Genomic DNA, 24,194 nt, shown 5'->3' on the forward strand with positions numbered 1-24,194 from the left:
CTCTGCCATGAACGATTCGTGAGCAGACTTCCAACCGAGACACTTTCGGGGCCGGATCTCATGTCCTCATACCTCCATTAAAGGGCAGAAAACAAAGGAATACCGGAACCACAGTCCTCGAATATCATCAAATACCGCTAATCCAGGAGAATCGAGCTGTTTGGGAGTACCATGCCCTGTTGCCGTCATTCGCCTGAGTCCCCGTCGATTCCAGGGCCCAGTCACAAGGGCTTTTAGCGCGTTCACGGCATTGCCCCAAGAAGGTTCCACTGCCTCAAGGGTGGCGAATACGACATTGCCGGAAGAACCGGAGAAGACTCGCACGTCCGCACCATTTTATTGTCTGACCGGATGTTCTATCATCCCTTCCGGTTGTAAAATATCAAATCCTAGTCTTTTTTTGAAACACCCTCCATATAATCTATCAGAAAGCCGAACTCATAGAAACGATGGAGGTAGAGTTGATAATGAAAAATATGGTGCGGGTAACATCAATTGCGGTATTTTTCGGCGTGTTGGCATTGCTGATCATGATCGGTATGGGGCTTGAGGTCCAGCGGCCGATAGACATATATGTGGAACAGGCTCCTCTGGCATCGGCGCCAATGACAGTAACTCGGCAGGATGTACAGGTGAAGCCGGAAGAGGCCAGCAAGCCAATCGTCACAACTGCATTCAAGAATACATCGGTCGTGAACGCCGCACCTGTTCAATATAAGAAACAAAATGACAAAACGGTATACCTGACATTTGACGACGGGCCATCGGATCTGACGCTGGATGTTCTGGATATTTTGAAGCGCGAAGGAATTAAAGGCACATTTTTTGTACTGGGCAAGGAGGCGGAGACCCGTCCCGAAATTATCAACCGGATCTATGAGGAAGGCCATGTGATTGGGAATCATACATATGATCATCGTTATGACGAGCTCTACGGGCATTTTCAGGATTTCTGGGGGCAGATTAAGAAAACGGAGGAAATCATTCGTTTAATTACGGGTGAACGGCCGCAGCTGGTCAGAGCTCCCGGGGGGACGGCCGGACATTTTGATGAAGCCTATTTTCAATACATGAAGCAGGGGGGATATCATGTATTCGATTGGAACGTCGACAGCGGCGATTCCAAGTATCGAGGCGTTCCGGTTAAAGACATCGTCAAAGGGGCAACCACGAAAGTGAATGGCAATGAGGCGATCGTGCTTCTTCATGACGGTAAAGGGCATGCTGAGAGCGTCAAGGCCCTGCCGGAGATTATTTCCTATTATAAAAAGCAAGGTTATGCCTTTGACGTATTGTCTACTGAAGTCCAGCCTGTTCAATTTCGTGCACAGCAGAGTGCACGTAAGGCTTCGCAGCCTTCAAAGCAGTGGATTCGCGAACATGTCACAGCCAATGCCGCGCTATTTGAGACCGGGAGAACGCTGGCTGTGGAATTTGGAGGAATGGAGACTGCATTCGCGGCAGGTGAATACAAAATGGTGGACGGCCGGTTGATGGTACCGCTGCGTTCCCTGGTGGAGCGGCTCGGCGGAAGCGTGACCTGGAAGTCTCACAACAAGACGGTGCAGGTGACACTTGCAGGGAATCGCTGGGAAGCGGATCCGGTGGGTGGATTGCTATTCCCCATGCAAACAGGGGGCAAACCGGTGTCTTCGGATATTCATTTGATCGGCGGTACGGCTTGGATCCCGCTTCGGGAAGCACTTGACTTTTCCGGCCGCCCTGTTACAAGAGTTACATATGAAGAAAGCGAGTATCGCGTTCTAACTTTGTAGTCGAAAATTGCATTTTATGTTTGTAATTATGCTTCACAAGTTATAGACTAGTACTTAGAGATATTTATCACAATCCCTAAGATTGTTTCCGAATAAAGGAGGGGGAAGTTTCCCCCTGCTTTATTTTTGGCGATAGTGAGTCACCCATAAGTTCGCACTTTTGTAAGTGATGCATAATAGATACCGGTTATCCCAAAATTAAAGCTAGCCGGTTCGATCGTCGCCAAGTTCATCTTGGGAATTCACTTAAAGAAAAGGAGGCAATTCTTTATGACAGAAACATCTTCTCCACAGCCGTCCGAAACTCCGGAAAATGTTGTAGGAAACCAAGAAGCTGCGGCGTCCAGCCGTCCTGATGTGCTGCTCGAACAACTGCTCAAGCCCGAGGTTCAGGAATCCCTCACAACTCTCGTGGACAATCTTCCAAAACTTACGGAAATGCTGACCGTCATGACTAAAGCTTATGACTTCGGTAAATCCGTAGCTACGGATCCCGTGCTTGCGGAAGACACCATGGCTTCCCTTAGCGGATTCGCGAAGCCAATCACGACAGCAGCAAAAAGCGTTGCATCTGCAGCTATCGAAGCCGGAGACCGTGTACACGCTCAAGGCGACCAAGCTCAGATCGGCGTATTTGGTCTGATGAAAATGCTGAAAGATCCTCAGGTTCAAAAGGGTCTTCGCTATGCTCAGGCTTTTTTGGACGTTCTTAACGATCGCGACCAACAAAACAAGCGTTAATCCATAATCATACGAAGAACGGAGGATGGTCATGTCTAAACATATTTTAATTTTGGGCGGAGGCTATGGCGGCTTGCTTAGTGCGCTTTCTGCACGCGAGCATTTTGGTGCTGCTGCAAAAATCACGCTGATCAACCGTTTCCCAACCCATCAGATCATTACGGAATTGCACCGTCTGGCAGCAGGCAACATCGCAGAGAAAGCAGTAGCTTTGCCGCTCGACAAGCTTCTGCGCGGCGCGAACGTTGACCTGCGCATCGGCAACGTTAAGGAAATCAAGCCGGATGAGCGTTCGGTTTCCCTCGATGACGGCGGAAACTTCACCTATGATGCCCTGGTTATCGCACTGGGCAGCGAAACGGCATTCTTCGGCATTCCGGGACTGCAAGAGAACAGCTTCATTCTGAAGTCCGTAAACGATGCTAATCGTCTGCGTGCTCATGTGGAGTCCCGTATTGCGGAATACAGCAAAACGAAAAACAAAGCGGACGCTACCATCGTGGTTGGCGGCGGCGGCTTGACTGGCGTTGAGCTTGTTGGTGAATATGCCGATATGAGAAGCGAGTTGGCTCGCAAATACGGTATCGACCCACAAGAAATCACGCTTTATTGTGTTGAAGCAGCTCCTTCGATTCTGCCGGGCTTCCCTGCTGAATTGGTTGACCGCGCGACAACAAGCCTGCAGAAACGCGGCGTGAACTTCCTGACCGGATTGCCGATTACCAAAATGGACGGTACAACCGTTGAACTGAAAGACGGCAGCACGATCGAAACCAGCACATTGGTATGGACTGGCGGCGTACAGGGCAACTCCGTTGTGGCTAACTGCGGCATCGAAGTCAATCGCGGACGTGCGGTTGTTAACGAATTCCTGCAATCCGCATCTCATCCTGATGTATACGTTGCAGGCGACAGCGCGGTGGTTATGGGACCTGAAGGTCGTCCATACCCGCCAACGGCACAGCTTGCATGGCAAATGGGCGAGCTGATCGGCTACAACATCTTCGCTCAATTGAACGGCGGCGCACCAGCTTCGTTCACACCGGTATTCTCCGGTACGCTCGGCAGCTTGGGACGTAAAGATGCCATCGGTACCATTGGCGCTAACAAGACCCAATTGAAAGGTCTGCCTGCAACCTTGATGAAAGAAGCAAGTAACATGCGTTACCTGTCTCACATCAACGGTTTGTTTACACTGGCTTACTAAGCCTAGAAGGCGGCATTATATCCACATATAAAGAGATGGACCCGAGATTTTCGGGTCCATCTCTTTTTTTATTTGCGCAGCCCAAACATAAGCAGATGGACTTAGGGACATCGACATGAAAACATAATACGATGATTACACCCGGGAGCGAGGGATACAGCAGGACCTTCATGGTGCTCCGGAGCGGGATGTTAGAGAAGGAGGTAAGGGAAAGGCAGAAGGTGAAAAGGAAGAAGAAAGAAGGTCAAACAGTTATGTAAGCGCTATCGTAAAAGGTTCGCAGTTTTCATTTTATGAAACGGAGGGAGCTTGTATGCGGGGATATCATCGTCTTCATTCCATTGTCACTCAACTGTTTTTGTTTTTTTTCATCGGCACAACACTCCCGGTTCTTATTATGGGGTTCCTGTCGTATAACAAATCGGCCTCGATCGTGGAGGAACAGGTCAGTAAAGTGGCTTCCCTCACCATCACCCAAGTCAGTGACAAGCTGAACATGTTCTTTAAGAAGCTGGACGACTCCTCCATGATGGTGCTGAACAGCAAGGTGGTTCACGGCATACTAGAGGATCAGAATATCAGTAAGTATGACCTGACCTTGAAGGTGAAGGAGGGGAAGGACCTGCTGACCTCCATCATGATTAACTCGCCGGAGATATTGGACGTGTACGTGTTTGACGTGCAGCGGAACAATTCGGTTCTCAGTGCCGATTCCTTGATGTCCATCCCGGACCAGTGGGATTCTCCATGGTATCGATCGATTCTGGAGGCGAACGGACAGGCGGTATGGTTCGGCTTGTCGGATACCTCCTACCTGAAGCAAACGGGAATGGGATTTCCGGTCTTCGGACTAGGTCGGGCGATTCGGAGCTGGGATACAGGGGAGATTGTCGGAGTCATGTTTATCGAGATTATGGGGGATGTCCTGATCGATGAATTAAACCACGTCCAGTTCGGGGACACGGGGTATATGTACGTGGCCAATGACGAGAATCGTTACTTCTATCATCCGGATCCTTCGATGTACGGGAGGCAGTCCCGGATCAAGCTGCCCTCGGATTTGACGGAATATAACTTAAACAACAACAAAACGCTGATGATCCCCTCGCGCCTGAACAACGGCTGGCATGTGGTAGGCATGGTGCCGCTGAAGGAACTAACGGCCGATTCCGCCAGCATCCGGAGCTTCACGGTCTGGATTGTATTCGGATCGATTCTGGCAGCGATCGGCATGGGTTATTTCATGACGCGGAGAATCGGCAATCCGCTCGTTCACCTGAGCCGCTTGATGCGCAGAAGCGAGGCAGGCGATTTATCGGTCCGCAGCAAGAATGTAGGACCCAGCGAGATCGGTCAGCTGGGCAGAAGCTTCAACAAAATGATAGAGCAGATCGACCTCCTGATCCGGCGCATCGCCGCGGAGGAGTCCGAGAAGAAAAAAGCCGAAATCCGCGCGCTGCGGTATCAGATCAATCCCCATTTTCTCTACAATACGCTGAACTCGATCCGCTGGATGGCCAAGCTGAACCGGACGAATGACGTGGATCAATCGGTTACGGCCCTTGTTCATCTGCTGGAGGGGAGCCTGGAGCGCAATGGGGTGTTCATACGCCTTGGCGATGAACTGGAGCTGCTTCGCAAATATATGATCATTCAGAATTACCGCTATGACCACCAAATCGAGTTAAGGATCGATTGCCCTGAGGAGATGGAGGGCCTTTATGTTCCCCGGATGCTGCTGCAGCCGATCGTGGAGAATGCGATCTTTCACGGAATTGCCCCGCTTGATGAAAGGGGCGTCATTCAGATCCGGATAACATCGCAGCAGCAGGATGTCATGGTGCGGATCGAGGACAATGGAATCGGCATTAAGCCTGAACGAATAAAAGGACTGCTGTCCTATGAGCAGGATCACTCCAAGCATGGCATGACCCATATCGGCCTGCGTCATGTTCACCAGACAGTTCAGCTGTATTACGGCAGCAGATATGGGGTATGGGTGGAAAGCCCGGAAGACGGAGGAACGCGGGTCACAATCACGTTTGCGAGACAAAGGGGGGACGATTATGTACAGAGTGCTGCTCGTGGATGACGAAGCGATCGCGCGTACGGGACTGCGCTCGACCTTCGACTGGGAGAAATACGGTTACCGGCTTGTGGGCGAGGCCTCGAATGGACAGCGGGCCATGAAGTGGATCGTAAACGGGGATTTGGACATTCTGATCACGGATATCGCGATGCCGGTCATGGACGGGTTGGAACTGACCCGTCGGACAAGGGAGCTTTGTCCTTGGGTAAAGGTACTGCTGCTCAGCTGTCATAGCGATTTCGAATACGTGCGCGAAGGCATCAGGCTTGGCGCTTCCGATTACATTCTCAAGCCGACGCTCGATGCGGACTCTCTGGTTGCCGTGCTTGATCACATGCGTCTGAAGCTGGAAGAGGAGAAGCAGATGCAGCGGATTCTGACCGAGCATGAGCAGCAGCAGCGGCTGAATATGAAGAAGGCCGCCGAGAAAATGCTCTTTCAGGCCCTTTCCGGAGAGCCGGGCGCAATCGCCAGCCTGGAAGCACGAAATGTTAACGGCGCTTATATGCTGGCCGTGCTCCAGCTTGAGTCTGATCCAGGGGCTGGCACGACCGGGGTGCAGCACAAGGATTGGCATGACGAGATCGAGCGATTAATGGAACAGCTGTATGACCAGGTGCCGGAGGCGCTGGCAGTTCGGCTGGAGACGGACCGGATCGCTGTATGCTTGCCGTTAGGGGACGAAGCAAATCGGCAGGTTTTAGAGCACGAAGCGGCTATCCATCTGCCGATCCGATGCACCATGGGGCTCAGCAGGAGATATAACGGCATGGATAAGCTGCAGGAAGCGTTTCGAGAAGCTAGCGAGAGCCTGGAGGGCCTCTTCTTCCATCGAGATCAACAGATTCTTCGGGCAGAGGAGCTCCCTCTTACCGATGCCGATTTGGCCCAGAAGACGTCTGCTTCCGAGATGCATGCCCTTAGAGCCGCCCTGTCGGTCGGAAACATGGTCAAAACCGAAGAGCGGCTGCAGTCGGTCATGCAGCGCTGGCAGCCCGGACGGATGAAGAAGCAGGAGGTCCTCCGGGAAGCAGAGGAACTTCTGAGCTTGCTCGCTATGTTTCATCTTCCCGGCGGCCCGCCGCTTCCGCAGATCGGGGAAGTGGGCAAGCTTCGTTCGGTGGAGGAAGTGAAAGAGCTGGTGCTCCAAGGCTTCCATGCCTTGCGTGAGGAGGCTATGCGGCACCCCTTACCGGAATCCACGCTGCATGAGCGGATCGTGCTGCAGGCCGTTCAATATATTAAGGCCCACTTTGCCGAGCCGATCTCCTTGCAGGAGGTGGCGGACGAAGTGGCCGTAAGCCGCAACTATTTTAGCGAAATGTTTAAGCGCGTCACCGGACATAACTTCATTGACTATGTGATTGATCTGCGGCTGAAACGGGCCAAGGAGCTGCTCTCCACAACATCGCTGCGCGTGTATGAGGTGGCGGATCGCTCGGGATTCAATGACGTGAAATACTTCAGCAAACTGTTCAAGAAGATGGTAGGCATGACGCCCGCGGAATACCAGGGACAGCATCGAAAATAATGGGAATTTCATAGGATCGGAAAAGAATCCACTTTTTCGGAACAAAATCCGTTCAAAAGCTTTTTGTCAAAATTTTATAATTAAAGCGTTTACAAGAGCTTACCAGCGAGTCCAAATCTGGTTTGAATGGAGGAAATGAAATGACAAGGAAACAGGTGAGAGGGTCATTGCTTGCAATCATTCTTCTACTATCATCCATACTCCAAGCGTGTGGAGGCGGTGGAACATCAGAAGGTGGGGAGTCCGGAAGCGGTGAGAAGGTCAAGATCAAATGGGCGACCTGGGGAAATCCCGGCGAGCTTACCCGCTTTCAGGAGCTCACGAAGGACTTTAATAAGAAGCACTCGGACATTGAGGTCGAATTTATTCCGATTCCGGGCGAATATGATCAGAAAATATTAACCCAATTAACAGGAGGGACCGCCCCGGATATCTTCTATGCAGGGGACGCCCTGGTCGTGAAACTGATCGAGAATCAGAGCATTGAGAATTTAACGCCGTATATGGACGCACCGGAAAGCGTGATCAAGAAGGAGGATTATTTTGAAGGCTTGTGGGGCGCAGCCGTTCGGGACGGTCAGACCTTCGGGGTGCCGGTGGACTGTAATCCGATGGTGCTGTGGTACAACAAGAAGGTGCTGAAGGAAGCAGGGATCACCGAGATGCCGGCCGACCTTCAGGCGAACGGACAGTGGACCTGGGACAAATTCAAGGAAATGTCGGACAAGATCCGGGACAGCAAAAAGTACGGCTACGTGCTGGATAACTCCTGGAACAGCTATCACAGCTGGGTTACTTCCAACGGCGGCCGAGTATACGACGAAGAAGGGAACTTCGTAGCGGCTTCGGATCCGAAGGCGATGGAGGCGTTCCGCTTCCTGTACGACAACGTGAAATCCAAAAACATTACCTTCTCCGGCACGCTTCCCAAAGGGCAGGGCGGGGATGCCATGTTTATGTCCAACCAGGTCGGATTTGTAGCTGCAGGCCGCTGGTACCTGCCGCTGTTCAAGAAGAATCAAGGACTTGAATATGACGTGGTCACATGGCCAACCAATACCGGCAATAAAATCGAGCCGGCCGGTATCCCGACCGCATACATGGTGATGAACAAGGCATCGAAGAATAAGGAAGCGGCATACACCTTCTTCTCCGAGTACGTAAGCAAAGAGGGTCAACGTTTCCGCCTGCAGGGCGGCGGCAATGCGGTCCCGTCGGTACAGGGAACGGATGAAGTGGTGCTGGAAGGCAATCTGCCGGAGCATGCCCAGTTATTCCTGGACGCGCGTGAGATCGGGTATTCCCTGACTCCGTTCGAGGCCGGTATTCCCGGACTTAGCCAGGATATTACGTCCAAGTTCGAGGCGTTGTGGCTGAAAGATCAGGATTTGGAAAGCTCCTTGAAGGATATTCAGGATATGGCCAACAAGAAAATTCAGGATTACAAGAGCGGCAAGAATTGATCCAGCTCTGGGGAGGAACGGTGAGATGAAATGAACACGCAGCCTGCAGGAAGCTCCGGAGCCGCTCCTTCTCCGGAGCGGATTCCGGAGAGGAGAACGACCTTAAAGAGCAAGACGTCCGACGGTTTATGGGGCTACTTTTTTATCTTTCCCCAGATGATCGGCTTGATCGCTTTTTCATTGGTCCCTCTCATCTCGGCTTTTGTCATCAGCATGATGAACTGGGACGGCATGGGAGCCAAGAAGTTTATCGGTCTCCAAAATTTCGTGTCCCAGCTTCAGGATGAGGAGTTCCACATCGCACTGGTGAACACGGTGTATTACACGATTTTGTCGGTACCGACAGGCATCGTTCTCGCCATGCTGGTAGCGGTAGGCTTGAACCGGGTTCGAGGGAAGATTCTGTACCGGCTGATCTACTTCATGCCGAACATTACGATGTCCGTTGCCGTCGCCGTTGTGTTTATGTGGCTGTTCAACGCCGACTTCGGCCTTATTAACATGTACCTGCAGCAGTGGTTCGGGATAACGGGCCCCTCCTGGCTGACGGATTCCAGGTACGTGATGCCTTCGATTGCTCTGCTGAGCGTCTGGATGGGGCTGGGAGGCAACATGGTGCTGTTCCTTGCCGGGCTTCAGGGCATATCGAGAAGTTATTACGAGGCAGCCGAAATTGACGGCGCCGGCAAATGGCAGCAGCTGATCCATATTACGATACCGCTGCTGTCCCCGACGACCTTTTTCGTAACGATCATGTCCATTATCGGTTCCTTTCAGGTGTTCGACCAGTCGTTTGTCATGACCTCCGGCGGGCCGGCGAAGGCAAGTTATACGCTTGTCTATCACATCTACGAGACCGCCTTTGCGGACTTTACCTTTGGCAAGAGCACGGCATCGGCGGTCATCCTGTTCGTGATGATTCTGTCGCTTACCTTGTTCCAGATGAAAATGTCCAAGCGGTGGGTGCATTACGAAGACTGATGGTCGAACCTTTAGGAAGGAGGGAAAATGAATGATACATCGGGGATTGAGGATGTCCACCGTGGTGCTGCATATCGTGCTGGTCCTGGGCGCCTGCATGATGGCCCTGCCGTTTGTGTGGATGGTGCTGAGCTCGCTCAAGGATTTGTCGCAAGTATTCGTCGTTCCGCCCAAGTGGATTCCGGACCCGTTCATCTGGTCCAACTATAAGGATTCACTGACGGCGCTGCCGTTCGGTCGTGCGTATTTCAACAGCTTCTACATCAATATAATCGTCGTGGTTTCACAGCTGGTTACCTGCTCCATGGCGGCTTATGCTTTTGCCAAAATCACGTTCCCGTTCCGGGAGCCGCTGTTCATTCTGTTTCTGGCAACCATGATGGTGCCGGGACAAGTGACCATTATTCCGCTTTATCTGATCATGAAAAATATCGGATGGCTGGATACGCATCTGGCGATTATCGTCCCTTCTGCGCTGCTGAACGCCTTCGGGGTGTTTCTGCTCCGGCAATTCTTCAGGGGCATTCCGAAGGAAATGGAAGAGGCTGCCATCGTGGACGGTGCGAATCGCTGGACGATCTACGCCCGGATCATGCTTCCTCTAATCAAACCGGCTTTATCGGCACTCGGGATTTTTACCTTTCTCGGGATGTGGAACAACTTCTTTAACCCGCTGATATTTCTCAGCAGCACGGATAAGTTTACCGTGCCGATGATGCTGAATTTGTACCGGGGCATGTATTCAACGGATTGGACACTGATGATGGCGGGGGCCTCCATTGCGCTCGTCCCGGTTCTCATCGTGTATATCATCGGGCAGAAATATATTATTGAAGGCGTTACTTTATCCGGAATTAAGGGGTAGGCGAGCTTAAGCAGCCCGTAAGCGGAGTTCTTGTATAGGAACCCCGCTTACGGGCTATTTGTGTTCTGACCAGGATACCAATATAAAGCAGAGGAGCTGCAGTATATTCTCACAGATATACTAGTATGGTAGTATAAGGTAAAATGAGTGCGCTTACATCTAACATATCATGAAGGGGGACGAGGGTATTGTTCAATGTACTTCTGGTGGACGATGAACCGTGGGTTCTGGAAGGACTTCGAACCATGATCGATTGGAACCGGTTTGGATTTCAAATATGCGGAGAAGCCCTGAGCGCTCCGGAAGCGCTAAAGTTAATGGAACAGTTGAAGCCCGAGCTGGTGATGACGGATATCCACATGCCAGTCCTGAACGGCCTGGAATTGATTGAGCACAGCAAACGGATACTGCCCCTTCCTCCGAAATTCGTTATTTTGAGCGGATATGATGATTTTGGATACGCGCATCAAGCCATGCGCCAACGGGTCGCCGAGTATTTGCTGAAACCGATTGATGACGAGGAGATCGAGGCAGTGCTTGCCAAGCTCAGCCATGAGATCCAGGACGAACGAGACGCTGAACGCAGCTACCGGAAGAAAGCGGGCCTTGCCGTCCATTATTTGTTGAACCGGCTCATTCGGGAAGAGTTGAGCCCTGATTTGGCCGAGCAAGCCAGCAATGCGATGCAAATCCAGGGCGAGCCGCTGCTGCAGTGCCTATTGATTGAAACAGGGATTACTGAAACGGGAGTGGATTGGATCGAATGGATGACCGATTACGGGCCCCCGAGCTTACTAGGATGCTTCCAGGACAATAGCGGGAGCATCGGAGTGGTGCTGCATGTCGAGCATTCGACTCCGGATGAGGTCATGGAGATTGCGCTGCAGTTGCAGTCTGCTCTGGCCCGGGAGCTTGAAGGGCCGGTTATCGTGGCGTTAAGCGGCACAGGGGAGGGAATCCAGGCGATCGGAAAGCTTTACAGGCAAAGCGCGGAGGTGCGCGACGATAAGCGAAGCCAAGGCCGAAGCGGCGTGTTTTGTTGCCAAGAACCGAGAGGAGACGAGCGGCTCCGGGGACTTCCCTGCGGATGGATGGACGAATTGCTTTCCATGATTATGGCGGGGGAGCATGCGTCCATCGAGTCATGCTTGGCGCGGATTTTTGCGGCCATGCCCGATCATCTCCTCCACCTGAGGGCTTTTCAAGCCGATGTGGCCGATCTGGAATTGAAGCTGTGTCGAAGAATCGCGGAAATGAATGGAGATCCGGATCTATTCATGAACCGGCTGCAAAGGAAGCTTGGTCATCTGAGTGATGCTTGCCATAAAGTGCCGTTGAAGAATTATATGCGGTTGCTCGCGTTTGAGGCCGCTTCGCAGCTGGAAGAGTTAAGCAAGCTTAACGAGCACAACACCATTTTTCAAGTGATTCAGTATGTCGACCGGGAGTACCGGAGCAGGCTTCAGCTTCAGGATTTGGCACGACATTTCCATATGAATGCCACCTATTTGGGGCAGCTGTTCAAGAAGCATGCTGGCAAGCCGTTCAAGGAATACCTGAATGACAAGCGGATCGAGGAGGCCAAGCTGCTGCTGAAACGGAGCGGAATGAAGGTTTCCGAGATTGCGCTCCATGTCGGGTTCCCGAACGCGGACTATTTTATCCATAAGTTTAAGTTGACAACCGGGATTCTGCCCTCGAATTACAAGAATCATGTTGAAAGCAAGCAGCGCTAAACCGGGAGGGTGCCTTCATGAAGAGAATGTTCAGGCTGGGGAATTTCGTGAACGATATTCCGTTGAAAACTAAATTTTTTCTTATTTTTGTCATTGGTGTACTGCTGCCTATTCTGGTGGTCAACCTCATCTTTATGGATCGGATGTCGGAGCTGATCCGGGAGAGAGAGGAGCAGAACCTCGATATCTCGATGGAGCGGGCTAGGAAGGATATTCATAATTTCATCGACGGCGGGGTGGCTGTAAGTCATGCGCTGAGTACGGATAAGACCCTTTACGAAATGCTCGATCGCGAGTATGAGTCCCAGCTGGACTTCTACGAAACCTTTGATGAGCAGCTCCGGAATCGGGTAACGAGCTACATACCGGTTAACAACCAGATTCAGCGGATTAGCATCTTCACCGAAAATTCCACCATTGTGTCCGGCGGCAATTATCATGTGATCAACGATAATGTGCTCGAGAGCGACTGGTATGCGTTGTGGAAGAGCTCGGCCCATCCGGTGCTGGTGGCGGCATACAGGGCTACGGAGGCAAGCAATTCGGCTTCGACGGTTCCGTATTTAAGCGTCATTGAGAAGATGGATTATTTTGATAGCTATTCCACTTATGAGAAGCTGCTTCGCATCGACATCGACCTGAGCAAGATCTATGACGTCATTGTACGGGAACGCGATTACCTGGATATGTATTTGGTGAACGAGAACAATGAGATTATTATGTCGGCCAGCAGCGGTTATGAAAGAGGGAAGTACAGCGCATATTCGAAGCTTGACCTGGAGCAATACGACGAAGAGGATCAACATGTGTTCTCGATCGGAACGGCCAGGTACGTGAAGGGCTGGAAGCTGGTCGGCATCAACCGGGGGAGCCGGATTACGAGCGCCATGCTGGATATGCAGCTGTTTACCGTCGTATTGGCAGCGGTGGTTACGCTGATTGCGGCGGTCTTTATTACCGTTATGCTCCGGTCCTACAATTACCGGGTCAAGCGTTTATCACGTCATATGCAGAAGGTGAGCAACGAGAAGTTCGACTTGATTGAACTGGATGAAGGCCGGGACGAAATCGGCGGACTCATCCGGAATTTCAATCAGATGACAGCGAAGATGAACTCCCTGATCAACAATGTGTACAAGCTGGAGATTCAGAAGAAAAGCCTGGAGATGGAGCGGGTTCGGGCTGAATTGAACTTTTTGCAGAGCCAGATGAATCCCCATTTCCTGTTCAATACCCTGAATGCGATATTGGTCGTCTGCACGAAGAACCGATACACGGACGTGACGGATATTATCAAAAGCTTGTCCAAGCTGCTTCGCAGACTGCTGAGCTGGAGAGAGGATTTGGTCTCCGTGGAGGAGGAAATCAGATTTATCGAAATGTATCTCAAAATCGAAAAATTCCGCTTTCGGGATAAATTCGAATATCAATTCAACATCGATATGGAAGCGCTTCATTATAAAATTCCGAAAATGAGCATTCAACCGCTCGTTGAGAATGCATGCAAATATGGCCTGCAGGCGATGGATGGAGCGGGTCTGGTGACCATAAACGCTTCGGTTGCCCGTGATTATCTTCGCATCGTCATTACGGATAGCGGTAAGGGCATTGAGCAAAGCAAGCTACGGGACATTATTCTCTCGGTTCGCAACGAGCAGTTCTCGGGCAACAGCTTCGGCATTCGAAACGTATATCGGCGGCTGGAGCTGTACTACGACGATCATGTCATTTTCAACATTGCCAGCACCCCGAATCAAGGGACAACCGTTTCATTCGAGATTCCGATCCGGCTGTTGGAGTCTCGGGAGCATGAAGGCGGAGAGGGGGAGAACCATGCCATTCAAAGTGCTGTTGATCGATGACGAACCGGGTGCGCTGGAAGGGCTGGCCCTGTGGATCGATTGGGAACGACTGGGGTTTAGCGTCTGCGGAACCGCGGGCAACGGAGTGGAAGGCTTGAAGATGATTCATGGGCTTGCGCCGGATTTGGTCATTACCGATGTGAACATGCCGCTAATGGGCGGGCTTCATATGATTGAAACCTGGCAGCAGCATCACCGGGATAGCGGTGTGAAATTTGCCATCATGAGCGGCTACAGTGAATTTGAATATGCAAGGAAGGCATTGCGGCACGGCATCCATCACTACATGCTGAAGCCTATTATTGCAGAGGAAGCCGAGGAGGAGCTCGGCAAGATTCATGCTGAGCTGATGCAGGAGCATCGCAGATTAAGCCTGAGCGCGATTGCTAAGAGGGAAGAGGATGTTTCGCTGATCATGCAAATGCTCTTGGAGATGCCGCTTAGGGCTAGCGGCCTGTCGAGGCTTCAGGTTTTATCCTCCGCCCATCAAGAGTGGAACGTATGTCTGATCCAAGCAGAGTCTGCCTTGTTTCCTGACGTCAAGGAAACCGTCGCCCGCTTGTCAGCCCACGCGAATTCGGAGTATGTCATCGATCTGGAATCGAACCGGCTTGGTTTGGTGAACGGTTATTCCCCTGACAACGGGAGCGTACCCTCAGGCACGATCCGCGAGCTGGTCCGCCATTATGCAGGACAGCGGCTGTTTATGGCTGTAGGAGAAGGCCAGCAGTCTCTGGTGCATATCCGTCGCTGCTACGAAACCGCCAAGGAAGCCATCGAGCATCAATTTTACGTTCCGGCGTACGGCGGGATGATTTCATATGAAGAGGTACGGGATCGGCCGTTTCATTATCGTTACCCCACGAACCTGATGGATGATGTCATCAGGTCCGTGGAACTCCTAGACAAGAAGGGATACCGCGAGGCTGCCGGATTGGCTGCGTCCAGGTTTGCGGAGCAGCGAATCGCGCCGGGGATCGTGAAGAAAATGGTGATCCATGTTTTGTATAAAATCATGGATTTGGTGAGGGAGGCGGAAGGTGCGGAAGCTCGAATCCTGGCAGCCAAATCCAATGCAGCTGGATTAACGGACGGAACCTTCCATTTGAACGACTTGATGGGAGAGCTGCTGCGCTTCGGGGAAGAGTGCATCGAGCTTCTTCTCAAGGAGCAGGCCCGGCATTCGCAAGGCATCATCCAGGAGATTAACGATTATATTCGGCAGCACTACCGGGAGAATCTGACCATTAAGCGATTGGCGGAGCTTTTTTATCTGCATCCCGTCTATCTCGGCCAGCTGCTGATGCGTAAGAATGGGATTGGCTTCAACGAACTCATACATAATTTGCGGATTGAGGAAGCGGCCGCGCTGTTGAAGCAGAACAAGCTGAAGAACAGCGAAATCGCCGAAAGGGTCGGCTACACCCACTACAACCAATTCCTTAAGCATTTCGAAAAAAGATGGGGCATGGCACCGAATGAGTTCAAGAAGAGGATGTTCTAAAGTTTTTAAGGTTAATGCTTTAATTATAGTATAGTTCGCCTTTGAAAGCGCTTTTAAAATAAAGGAAGGTTACATGAAGAGGCGTATCGACCAACGATGTAACCACATTATGACGGAGGTGCTTTTATGGGGGGTAAGACAAAATCATGGCTTCGGCTCAGCACGGTGTTGCTGTTGTCGCTTTGCATCGTGCTTACGGGCTGCGGGGGCGGAAACGGGAATAGCGGGGCCCAGCCGGAAGCAAAGGACTCCGCAGAACAAACAACACCCGGGACGGACGGGGATAAGATCGAACCATTTGAGGTGAGTGTTTTCATCGGTCAGCCTGACCAGCAACCAACGCCTGACAACAAGATTTATAAATTAATCAGGGAAAAGACAGGAGCATCCTTCAAATTCGAGTTCCTGGCAGGCGATATTGACCAGAAGCTCGGCGTTATGATTGCAGGCGGCGATTATCCGGACATGATGACAGCGAATCAAAAGCTGACAGCTGCCGGTGCCTTTATCCCGCTCGAGGATTTGATTGAAGAACATGCGCCAAACTTGAAGAAGCATTATGAGAAGTACTGGAACATGATGAAAGACCCGAATGACGGTCATATTTACAATCTTCCAAATTACGGTGTAACGAATGCTGATGTTACCTCGTCTTATTATTCGGGCCCAGCCTTCTGGATTCAGAAGGACGTATTGGCAGAGGCAGGATATCCAGAGGTTAAAACCTTGGATCAATATTTTGACATCATTAAACAATACAAGGAAAAGCATCCGACCATTGACGGTACCCCGACGATCGGCTTTGAAATTCTGAACTATGACTGGAAAAACTGGGGCCTGTTCAATGCTCCTCAGCATTTGATCGGTCATCCGAATGACGGCGGTGTAGTTGTTAAAGACGGCAAGGCGGAAATTTTTGCCGATAAGGACTATGCCAAACGTTATTATAAAAAACTGAACGAAATGAATGCCCTGGGTATCATCGATAAGGAAACGTTCACCCAGAACTTTGACCAGTATATGGCGAAAATCTCCAGCGGTGCAGTTCTTGGCATGTTTGACCAGCACTGGAACTTCCAAAGCGCAGAGGACGCGCTGATTACCCAGAAGAAAGATGAAAGAACATATGTCGGTCTTCCGCTTGTATTTGATGAAGGCATCCGGGATCATTACAAAGATCGTCCGGCTCTGAACCTCAATAACGGTTTCGGGATCACGGTCAACGCATCCGAAGAGCAGGCGATCAGAATTATCAAATTGTTGGATACGCTGATTCAAGAAGATTGGCAAAAAATCTTGTCCTGGGGGATCGAGGGGGAAGATTACATTGTCAAGGACGGCCGCTTCATGAAAACGCAAGAGCAGCGCGATCTGTTTACCGATGCAACCTGGAAGCTCGCGAATAAAGCCGATTCTTTCCACGGTCAAGCACCAAAAATGGAAGGTTTATTCTCGGACGGCAACGCTACAGACGGCGCTGCACAGCCTGAAGAAATGGTAGCCGCTTTGAGAGAGTATGACAAGAACTTCCTTGCCCAATACGGTTTCAACAGCTATGTTGACTTCTTCAGTCCAGCTCCTGAGAACGAGATTGCTTACCCGGCATGGTCTGTCGACCTGGTAGACGGATCTGAAGCGAAAATCGTAAATACGAAGCAAAATGAGTTGTCCACGAAGTACTTACCAAAAGCCATTCTTGCTAAACCGGAAGAATTCGACAGCGTCTGGGATGAGTACGTCACTGATATCCGCAAGCTCAACATCAAGGCTTACGAGGATCGGATTAATGAAGTGCTGCAATGGAGAAGAGACACTTGGTCTGTTAAGTAAAGCAGCGGAAGGTACATGAATCGGAATGGGGAAGGCTCCTTGCCTTCCTTTTTACGAAATATAGGGTTTTGGGGAGAACAAACTTATGGAAGAGACCGTAGTCAAAGACTCTGCCGTCCGCAAGCCTAAGACAAACAAGAAAATCACCTGGGCCGTCCTCAAAGAACAGAGACAGTTGATCTATATGTCGGTGCCTCTGATGGCTTACATCATCTTGTTTGCCTACGTTCCTATTTGGGGATGGACCATGGCTTTCCAGAACTACAAGCCGGCTAGAGACTTTAGTGAACAGACGTGGGTAGGATTTAAACATTTTGTATTTCTTTTTAAGGATGAAAGTTTCCTGCAAGTGCTTCGCAATACGCTCGCAATGAGTGTTATCAATATGATTCTCGGCTTTACGACTGCAATTATCCTTGCATTGTTACTGAATGAAATCAAGAAAGTGGTTTGGAAAAGAACCGTACAGACGATCTCCTATCTTCCGCACTTTCTATCCTGGATCATCGTAACCGGGATTGTGGCGACGAGCTTGGCTTCGAACGGAATCATCAATGATATCCTTATGAAGCTGCATCTCATCAAGGAGCCGATCCAATGGCTCAGTGAAGGCAAATACTTCTGGGGAATCGTCGGGGCGTCGCATGTTTGGAAAGAAGTCGGCTGGAATACGATTATATATTTGGCTGCGATGGCATCCATCGACCCGGCGCTTTATGAGGCTGCCGATATGGACGGGGCAAGCCGCTATCGGAAAATGTTCCATGTCACTTTGCCGGGCATTAAGCCAACGATCATCATTCTGTTGATCATGCAGGTCGGTCACATTCTGGAAGCAGGCTTCGAGGTTCAATACTTGCTGGGCAACGGTCTTGTTGTCGACTGGTCGCAAACGATTGACATTTTCGTGCTGAAGTACGGGCTTGCCCAAGGCAATTACTCATTAGCAACGGCTGCCGGTATATTTAAAACGGTCGTTAGTGTGACGCTGTTATTGATTGCAAACGGAGTCGCGAAACGGCTAGGGGAAGAGAGGCTGCTATAATGGCAAATCAAACAATCAGCCCTGGGCCAGCAACTGCTGCCGCAGCGCCTAAATCCGTCAGAAAAAAAAGAGTAGAGCCGATCCTTTTTAATACATTCAATACCTTGTTTATGATTGGTCTTGTCGTTGTCACATTATATCCGTTCCTGAACACGATCGTCGTTTCCCTGAATGCGGGGAATGATACGATCCGGGGCGGAATCTATCTCTGGCCGAGGGAATTTACCTGGCAGAACTACAAGGCGGTATTCGCTTCGGGAACGATATATGACGCGTTCTGGATTTCCGTGGCAAGAACAGTGCTTTCAACGCTGCTGAATCTGGTCTTGACCACGATGCTGGCGTATACGCTGAGCCGTCGGGAATATGTATTCCGCAAGCCGATTACATTGATCTTTATTCTGACGATGTACTTTAACGCCGGCTTGATTCCTGGATATTTTCTGATGAAGGACTTGCACCTGCTGAATTCGTTCTGGGTATATGTGATCCCGTCGATGATCAGCGCATTTAATATGATCGTTATCCGGACGTATATCGGAACGATTCCGGAAAGCTTGGTCGAATCGGCAAGAATTGACGGAGCCGGAGATTTTAAAATCTTCATCCGGATCATCTTCCCGCTGTGTAAGCCGGTGTTGGCAACCATTGCGCTGTTCGTGGCCGTGGGGGCTTGGAACTCCTGGTTCGATGCATTCATCTATACCTCCTCCCGCCAAGAGCTGAGCACTTTGCAGTATGAGCTGATGAAGCTGCTGTCATCCAGTATGAACGCGAACAGCAACCCGGCAGTGGCTGCAGGAGCCGGGATGACGCAGGACGCTGCGGTGAACATGGTAACGCCGATTTCGATTCGCGCTGCCGTAACGGTCGTGGCATCGGTTCCGATTCTGCTGGTTTATCCGTTCATGCAGAAATATTTCGTAGTCGGATTGAACGTGGGCAGCGTCAAGGAATAATCCAGGTTTCGCTATATGACAGACCATAAATGCAACCAATGAGGAGGCAAGCATTTCGTGTCTAAGAGAACAATCATTAGGAGGATCAGCCTGATGCTGATCGCGTCCCTGCTGCTCATTCCGCCCAGCCGGAGTGCGGCGGCAGTTGAACCGGTCCAAACGTCTGCTGATCAGAATCTTGTGATTCATCATCATTTTGATGGAGGGACGGAAGGGTGGTTTAAGCGGGGGACGGAGACGGTGACCTCCGCTACCTATGCTTATGAAGGGACAGGGAGCTTGTTGACGGAGGGAAGGACGGCGAACTGGAACGGACCGGGATTTGATCTATCCGCCACGAACCGGCTGGACAAAGGAGCTACCTATGAAATTTCCGCATATGTCCATTTGAAGGAGGACACCCAAGGGACTCAGCAGCTTCAGCTTGCCATGCAGCAAACCGGAGCCGAGCCGGAATATGTGAACTTCAGCAGTCCGGTCGATGTCACTGCCGACGAATGGGTAGAGGTGAAAGGCCATTATAAATACGATGCTAGCGCTTCAGCCTTGCAGGTATATCTGCAGAGTCCAAGCAGTGCGGACGCCGCTTATTATATGGACGAATTCAAGGTCCGGTTGATTGAGCCGGCACCGAACCCGGGGAATGAGATACCGGGGGGAAAGAATACGGTCGTATGGGATTTTGAAGACGGAACGACGATGGATTGGGGACCACGCGATTCGGAGACCGTAGAAGCTGTCCCAGAAGCAGCCCATAGCGGCGGCTACGGCTTAAGGGTCCATGAGCGGACGAACAGCTGGAACGGGCCCAGCCAAGACGTTAAAGACATCATGGTGAGCCAAAAAACGTATACGGTCTCAGCGTATGCGAGGCTTGAGCAGGCGCCTGCCGCTCCGGTCAAAATATCCCTTTCGATGGAGAACCAAGCAGCGGGCGCAGCAGAAACGTCCTATACGACCGTTGCCTCAGCTTCTGCGAGCGGCACGGAGTGGGTGGAATTGAAGGGAACCTTCGGCTTCAGTTCGGATATGGAAACATTGAAGCTGTACATGGAAACGTCGGATCTTTCCAATTTCTATGTCGATGACATTCAGCTCGCGCTGCCGGGCTCGATTCAGACGGATATTCCGGCGCTGAAGGATGTGTATGCGGATTATTTCGAGATCGGGGCAGCCGTGGAGCCCAAGCATCTGTCCGGCGTGCACAAGGAGCTTCTGGATTACCATTACAACTCGCTTGTTGCCGAGAACGTGATGAAGCCGGAATCTCTCAGTCCGAGAGAGGGAGCCTATAACTTTACCAACGCGGATCTCATCAGGGATTATGCCAGGGATCAGGGCATGAACCTCCGGTTCCATACGCTGCTGTGGCATCAGCAAGGCGCCGAATGGATGCTGAAGGATGATCAGGGCCATTATCTCGAAGCCACGCCGGAGAATAAAGCGCTCGTCCTTCAGAGGCTGGAAGCCTATATTCACGAAGTGGTCGGCCGCTACAAGGGAGATGCCCGCGATTGGGACGTCGTGAACGAGGTCATTGACGAAGGGCGTCCGGATGGCATGCGGGACAGCCAGTGGTACCGGATAACGGGACTCGACTATATCCGGACCGCCTTTCATGCGGCGCGAGATGCAGCCGGACCCAAGGCCAAGCTGTACATCAACGATTACAGCACGCACAATCCGAAGAAACGCGATTATCTGCTGAACCTCGTGAAACAGCTGAAGGCGGAAGGCGTTCCGATCGATGGCGTGGGCCATCAAACGCACATCAATATCAGCGGGCCGTCCATCCAGCAAATCTCGGATTCCATCCGGATGTTCGGCGAGGCCGGCTTTGATAATCAGCTCACCGAGCTGGACGTTTCGGTGTACACGAACAATACCGACGCCTACCAGACCGTTCCTCAGGAACTGCTTGACAAGCAAGGCTACCGGTACAAAGAGCTGTTTGAAGAATTGAAGCGGCTGGATCAAATGGGCACCGATGCAGGCGTGGAAGGGGGCTGGATCAGCAATGTCACCCTTTGGGGGATCGCTGACGACCATACCTGGCTGCATGACCGTCCCGCGGGCACGGGACGGCAGGATGCCCCGTTTCCTTTTGACAAGCAGTATCAGGCCAAACCGGCCTATTGGGGGATGGTCGATCCTTCCAGGCTAACGGTTGTTAGAAAGACCGGAACGGCCGTGGAGGGAAAGGCGGTTATTGACGGACAACCGGATTTCGCCTGGAATCTGGTTCCGGCATTTAAGACGGAGCAGCTTGGCTCGCTATCTGCCGAATTTAAGACGCTATGGGACAGGGACCATGTCTACGTCAAGGTTGACGTGTCGGACGGCTCGATATCTCCGGGAGATCAGGCCGAAATATTCGCTGTAGTGAACGGTGCTGTGCTAAAAGCCGAGATTCAGCGTGGAGCCGCCAATACGGTCGAGACCGCTGCAGGTTACGCAGGGGAAGCTCTCCTCCAGTTAAACGGAGCAGGAGCGCTTGGCGGCGAGATTTATTTCGATGTCCGAGTAACGGATTCCGGTTCGGATGACGGCTCCGAGCATGGCAAGAACGGAGCGGTGGTGTCCTGGAGCGATCCAAGGCATGCCCAGGACAGCGATCAGGAGGGACTCGGCATTCTAACGTTCTCTGCTGCGCCGAAATCGGCCCAGGCCGGCTATGGCACCCCAACAGTAGACGGCGAATTCGACGGTATCTGGAAGGATGCCGGGGAACTGGCAACCGACGTGTGGGTCGAGGGGAACAGCGGCGCGGCCGCCACATTCCGGACGCTGTGGGATGAGAATCACTTGTATGTTTATGCCATCATTAACGACAGCTTGTTATCGGATGCGAGTCCCAACGTATGGGAGCAGGATTCGGTAGAGATTTTTGTGGATCAGAATAATGGAAAGACGGATGTTTACCAAGAAGATGATGGACAGTACCGGATGAACTTCAACAATGTACGTTCCTTCGGCGGTCATGCGGATGAGGATAATTTCAAATCCGCTGCGAAGGTTATCGAGGGCGGATATGTCGTTGAAGCAGAGGTCCGCCTGGATAAGATCAAGCCTGAGAAAGGGACGGTGATCGGGTTCGATTTTCAGGTGAACAACGATGAAGACGGCCAAGGTACCAGAGACAGCGTGGCCATATGGTCGGATCCGACAGGCCAATCCTATCAGAACACGACCCGATTCGGCGTGCTGGAATTTAAGAAGAGCTCCGCTCCCGGCGGAGGAAGTGGAAACGGGGGAGAACCTAGTGGGGGCGGCAACGGAGGAAGCGGCGGAACTGCGGGCGGGGGCGGAAGCAGTCCGAGTCCAGCTCCAAGCACGTCTTCACTCGAAATCCGGAACCATGAAGGGCGGATTATAGTTGAAGTCTCGGGCCGAGTGCTTCAGCAGGCATTGGAAAAGGCAGTGGCAGGAACGAGCGGAACGAAGCGGGCGCTTGTTAACGTTCCGGCGCAGAAAGGAGCCCAGTCCTATGACATTCTGCTGCCGGGTAAGTGGCTGCTGGAGAATCCGCAGGCCGTTCTCCTAATCCAAACGGAGTTCGGAACGCTGGAAATGCCAAGCTTGTTGATTCAGGGGGCTGGTGTTACGGATACGGAAACCGTAACGCTGCGTCTGGAGAAATCACCGGGCGGCAATTTGGATGCGGCCCTTCGCGAGAAGATCGGCGATCGTCCGCTGTTCCGGGCAGAGATTCTTGCTGGCGAGCGGGCTTTGTCCTGGAAACAGGGCAAGCATCGTCTCATCTGGTCGATGCCTTATTCCCCCACCGAGGAAGAGCTTGCACGACCGAATCATATCATGGTTTGGCATATCGACTCTAACGGACGCGGGGTTCCGCTTTCCAGCAGCCGGTATATTTCCGCAGATGGGATCGTTCGTGCTGCGCTGCAACATGGCGGCACGCTTGCAGTCGCTTCCGCATTCAAGACGTTTCATGACCTGAAGCATGTGCCATGGGCGATCGGTGCAATCGAAACGATGGCATCTCGCGGGATCATTCAAGGTGAGACCGAAACAAGATTCAATCCGTTGAACCCGATTACTCGAGCCGAATTCCTCGTTATGCTCGTACGCGCGTTGGAGCTGGAGGGCTCCGGCGAAGGCCGGGCAGCGTTCGGAGATGTTTTGCCTTCGGCATATTATTACGAAGACGTGCAAATCGCCGCAGAGCTTGGGCTCGTTCAAGGTGTCGGAGGAAACCGTTTCTTGCCGGACACGCCAATGAAACGCCAGGACATGATGGTAACGACGCAGCGTGCTCTGGAGGCAGCCGGCAAGAAGCTGGAAGGACTGGGGTCACTGGATTCTTTTGCTGATGGGGATCAGATCGCCGAGTATGCCAAATCGAGTGCAGCAGCGCTTGCAGGTTCGGGCATCGTGAACGGAATGAATGGCAAGATCGAGCCGAAGGCATACTTCACGCGTGCTCAGGCCGCTGTGATCCTTGACCGGATCTGGAATTGGAATGATTAAGGCTGTGAAACGTTAATACGATGAGAATCGGACTTGAACGATGAAAGCCAGAAGAAAATTATAAAATGAGTCGGGCCAGCCGTGAGTAAAACGGGCTGGCCTTTTCGTGTAGATG

At 51.7% G+C, this 24,194-nt stretch carries 15 protein-coding genes; all 15 read left to right on the top strand.

Annotated features, from left to right (window positions below; translation table 11 throughout):
• The first annotated feature begins 467 nt into the window (after positions 1 to 467).
• On the top strand, positions 468 to 1,775 hold the full coding sequence (locus tag DP091_RS16545; protein ID WP_113059337.1) for a polysaccharide deacetylase family protein: 1,308 nt from the start codon (positions 468 to 470) through the stop codon (positions 1,773 to 1,775).
• A 270-nt stretch (positions 1,776 to 2,045) separates the two neighbouring features.
• A complete protein-coding gene (locus DP091_RS16550) occupies positions 2,046 to 2,516 on the top strand; it encodes a DUF1641 domain-containing protein (RefSeq protein ID WP_071220854.1) in 471 nt (156 codons plus the stop codon).
• A gap of 31 nt (positions 2,517 to 2,547) precedes the next feature.
• Positions 2,548 to 3,723 (top strand): NAD(P)/FAD-dependent oxidoreductase, encoded by a 1,176-nt coding sequence (locus DP091_RS16555; RefSeq protein WP_071220853.1) that lies wholly within the window; start codon positions 2,548 to 2,550, stop codon positions 3,721 to 3,723.
• Between the two features lie 313 nt (positions 3,724 to 4,036).
• A complete protein-coding gene (locus DP091_RS16560; protein WP_113059338.1) occupies positions 4,037 to 5,815 on the top strand; it encodes a cache domain-containing sensor histidine kinase in 1,779 nt (592 codons plus the stop codon).
• Complete coding sequence (locus tag DP091_RS16565; protein ID WP_113059339.1) at positions 5,790 to 7,343, top strand: response regulator; 1,554 nt, start codon at positions 5,790 to 5,792, stop codon at positions 7,341 to 7,343. The genes DP091_RS16560 and DP091_RS16565 overlap by 26 nt, the downstream gene beginning before the upstream one ends.
• Positions 7,344 to 7,483: 140 nt before the next feature.
• Positions 7,484 to 8,806 carry an ABC transporter substrate-binding protein gene (locus DP091_RS16570; protein ID WP_113059340.1) on the top strand — a complete coding sequence of 441 codons (1,323 nt, stop codon included), beginning with the start codon at positions 7,484 to 7,486 and terminating at the stop codon, positions 8,804 to 8,806.
• A gap of 30 nt (positions 8,807 to 8,836) precedes the next feature.
• Positions 8,837 to 9,787 carry a carbohydrate ABC transporter permease gene (locus DP091_RS16575; RefSeq protein ID WP_113059341.1) on the top strand — a complete coding sequence of 317 codons (951 nt, stop codon included), beginning with the start codon at positions 8,837 to 8,839 and terminating at the stop codon, positions 9,785 to 9,787.
• 31 nt (positions 9,788 to 9,818) lie between these two features.
• On the top strand, positions 9,819 to 10,652 hold the full coding sequence (locus DP091_RS16580) for a carbohydrate ABC transporter permease (protein WP_113059342.1): 834 nt from the start codon (positions 9,819 to 9,821) through the stop codon (positions 10,650 to 10,652).
• A 188-nt stretch (positions 10,653 to 10,840) separates the two neighbouring features.
• Complete coding sequence (locus tag DP091_RS16585; RefSeq protein WP_113059343.1) at positions 10,841 to 12,388, top strand: helix-turn-helix domain-containing protein; 1,548 nt, start codon at positions 10,841 to 10,843, stop codon at positions 12,386 to 12,388.
• A gap of 17 nt (positions 12,389 to 12,405) precedes the next feature.
• A complete protein-coding gene (locus DP091_RS16590; protein ID WP_113059344.1) occupies positions 12,406 to 14,250 on the top strand; it encodes a sensor histidine kinase in 1,845 nt (614 codons plus the stop codon).
• Positions 14,222 to 15,754 (top strand): response regulator transcription factor, encoded by a 1,533-nt coding sequence (locus DP091_RS16595; RefSeq protein WP_113059345.1) that lies wholly within the window; start codon positions 14,222 to 14,224, stop codon positions 15,752 to 15,754. The genes DP091_RS16590 and DP091_RS16595 overlap by 29 nt, the downstream gene beginning before the upstream one ends.
• 126 nt (positions 15,755 to 15,880) lie before the next feature.
• On the top strand, positions 15,881 to 17,584 hold the full coding sequence (locus DP091_RS16600; protein ID WP_113059346.1) for an extracellular solute-binding protein: 1,704 nt from the start codon (positions 15,881 to 15,883) through the stop codon (positions 17,582 to 17,584).
• A gap of 85 nt (positions 17,585 to 17,669) precedes the next feature.
• Positions 17,670 to 18,629: an ABC transporter permease gene (locus DP091_RS16605; protein ID WP_113059347.1), complete on the top strand. Its 960-nt coding sequence runs from the start codon at positions 17,670 to 17,672 to the stop codon at positions 18,627 to 18,629.
• Positions 18,629 to 19,588 (top strand): carbohydrate ABC transporter permease, encoded by a 960-nt coding sequence (locus DP091_RS16610; protein WP_007127858.1) that lies wholly within the window; start codon positions 18,629 to 18,631, stop codon positions 19,586 to 19,588. The genes DP091_RS16605 and DP091_RS16610 overlap by 1 nt, the downstream gene beginning before the upstream one ends.
• A 57-nt stretch (positions 19,589 to 19,645) precedes the next feature.
• A complete protein-coding gene (locus DP091_RS16615) occupies positions 19,646 to 24,079 on the top strand; it encodes an endo-1,4-beta-xylanase (protein WP_258394587.1) in 4,434 nt (1,477 codons plus the stop codon).
• Positions 24,080 to 24,194 lie beyond the last annotated feature (115 nt).

Origin of the sequence: Paenibacillus sp. MDMC362, from assembly GCF_003269305.1 — a bacterium.
In the GTDB taxonomy this organism is placed as follows: Bacteria; Bacillota; Bacilli; order Paenibacillales; family Paenibacillaceae; genus Paenibacillus_AQ.

What these genes read in the sequence shown, in the direction of transcription:
- DP091_RS16610 (WP_007127858.1), top strand. Translation starts at nt 18,629, where the DNA reads ATGGCAAATCAAACAATCAGCCCTGGGCCAGCAACTGCTGCCGCAGCG.
- DP091_RS16545 (WP_113059337.1), top strand. Translation starts at nt 468, where the DNA reads ATGAAAAATATGGTGCGGGTAACATCAATTGCGGTATTTTTCGGCGTG.
- DP091_RS16605 (WP_113059347.1), top strand. Translation starts at nt 17,670, where the DNA reads ATGGAAGAGACCGTAGTCAAAGACTCTGCCGTCCGCAAGCCTAAGACA.
- DP091_RS16575 (WP_113059341.1), top strand. Translation starts at nt 8,837, where the DNA reads ATGAACACGCAGCCTGCAGGAAGCTCCGGAGCCGCTCCTTCTCCGGAG.
- DP091_RS16580 (WP_113059342.1), top strand. Translation starts at nt 9,819, where the DNA reads ATGATACATCGGGGATTGAGGATGTCCACCGTGGTGCTGCATATCGTG.
- DP091_RS16565 (WP_113059339.1), top strand. Translation starts at nt 5,790, where the DNA reads ATGTACAGAGTGCTGCTCGTGGATGACGAAGCGATCGCGCGTACGGGA.
- DP091_RS16595 (WP_113059345.1), top strand. Translation starts at nt 14,222, where the DNA reads ATGCCATTCAAAGTGCTGTTGATCGATGACGAACCGGGTGCGCTGGAA.
- DP091_RS16560 (WP_113059338.1), top strand. Translation starts at nt 4,037, where the DNA reads ATGCGGGGATATCATCGTCTTCATTCCATTGTCACTCAACTGTTTTTG.
- DP091_RS16600 (WP_113059346.1), top strand. Translation starts at nt 15,881, where the DNA reads ATGGGGGGTAAGACAAAATCATGGCTTCGGCTCAGCACGGTGTTGCTG.
- DP091_RS16555 (WP_071220853.1), top strand. Translation starts at nt 2,548, where the DNA reads ATGTCTAAACATATTTTAATTTTGGGCGGAGGCTATGGCGGCTTGCTT.
- DP091_RS16590 (WP_113059344.1), top strand. Translation starts at nt 12,406, where the DNA reads ATGAAGAGAATGTTCAGGCTGGGGAATTTCGTGAACGATATTCCGTTG.
- DP091_RS16550 (WP_071220854.1), top strand. Translation starts at nt 2,046, where the DNA reads ATGACAGAAACATCTTCTCCACAGCCGTCCGAAACTCCGGAAAATGTT.
- DP091_RS16570 (WP_113059340.1), top strand. Translation starts at nt 7,484, where the DNA reads ATGACAAGGAAACAGGTGAGAGGGTCATTGCTTGCAATCATTCTTCTA.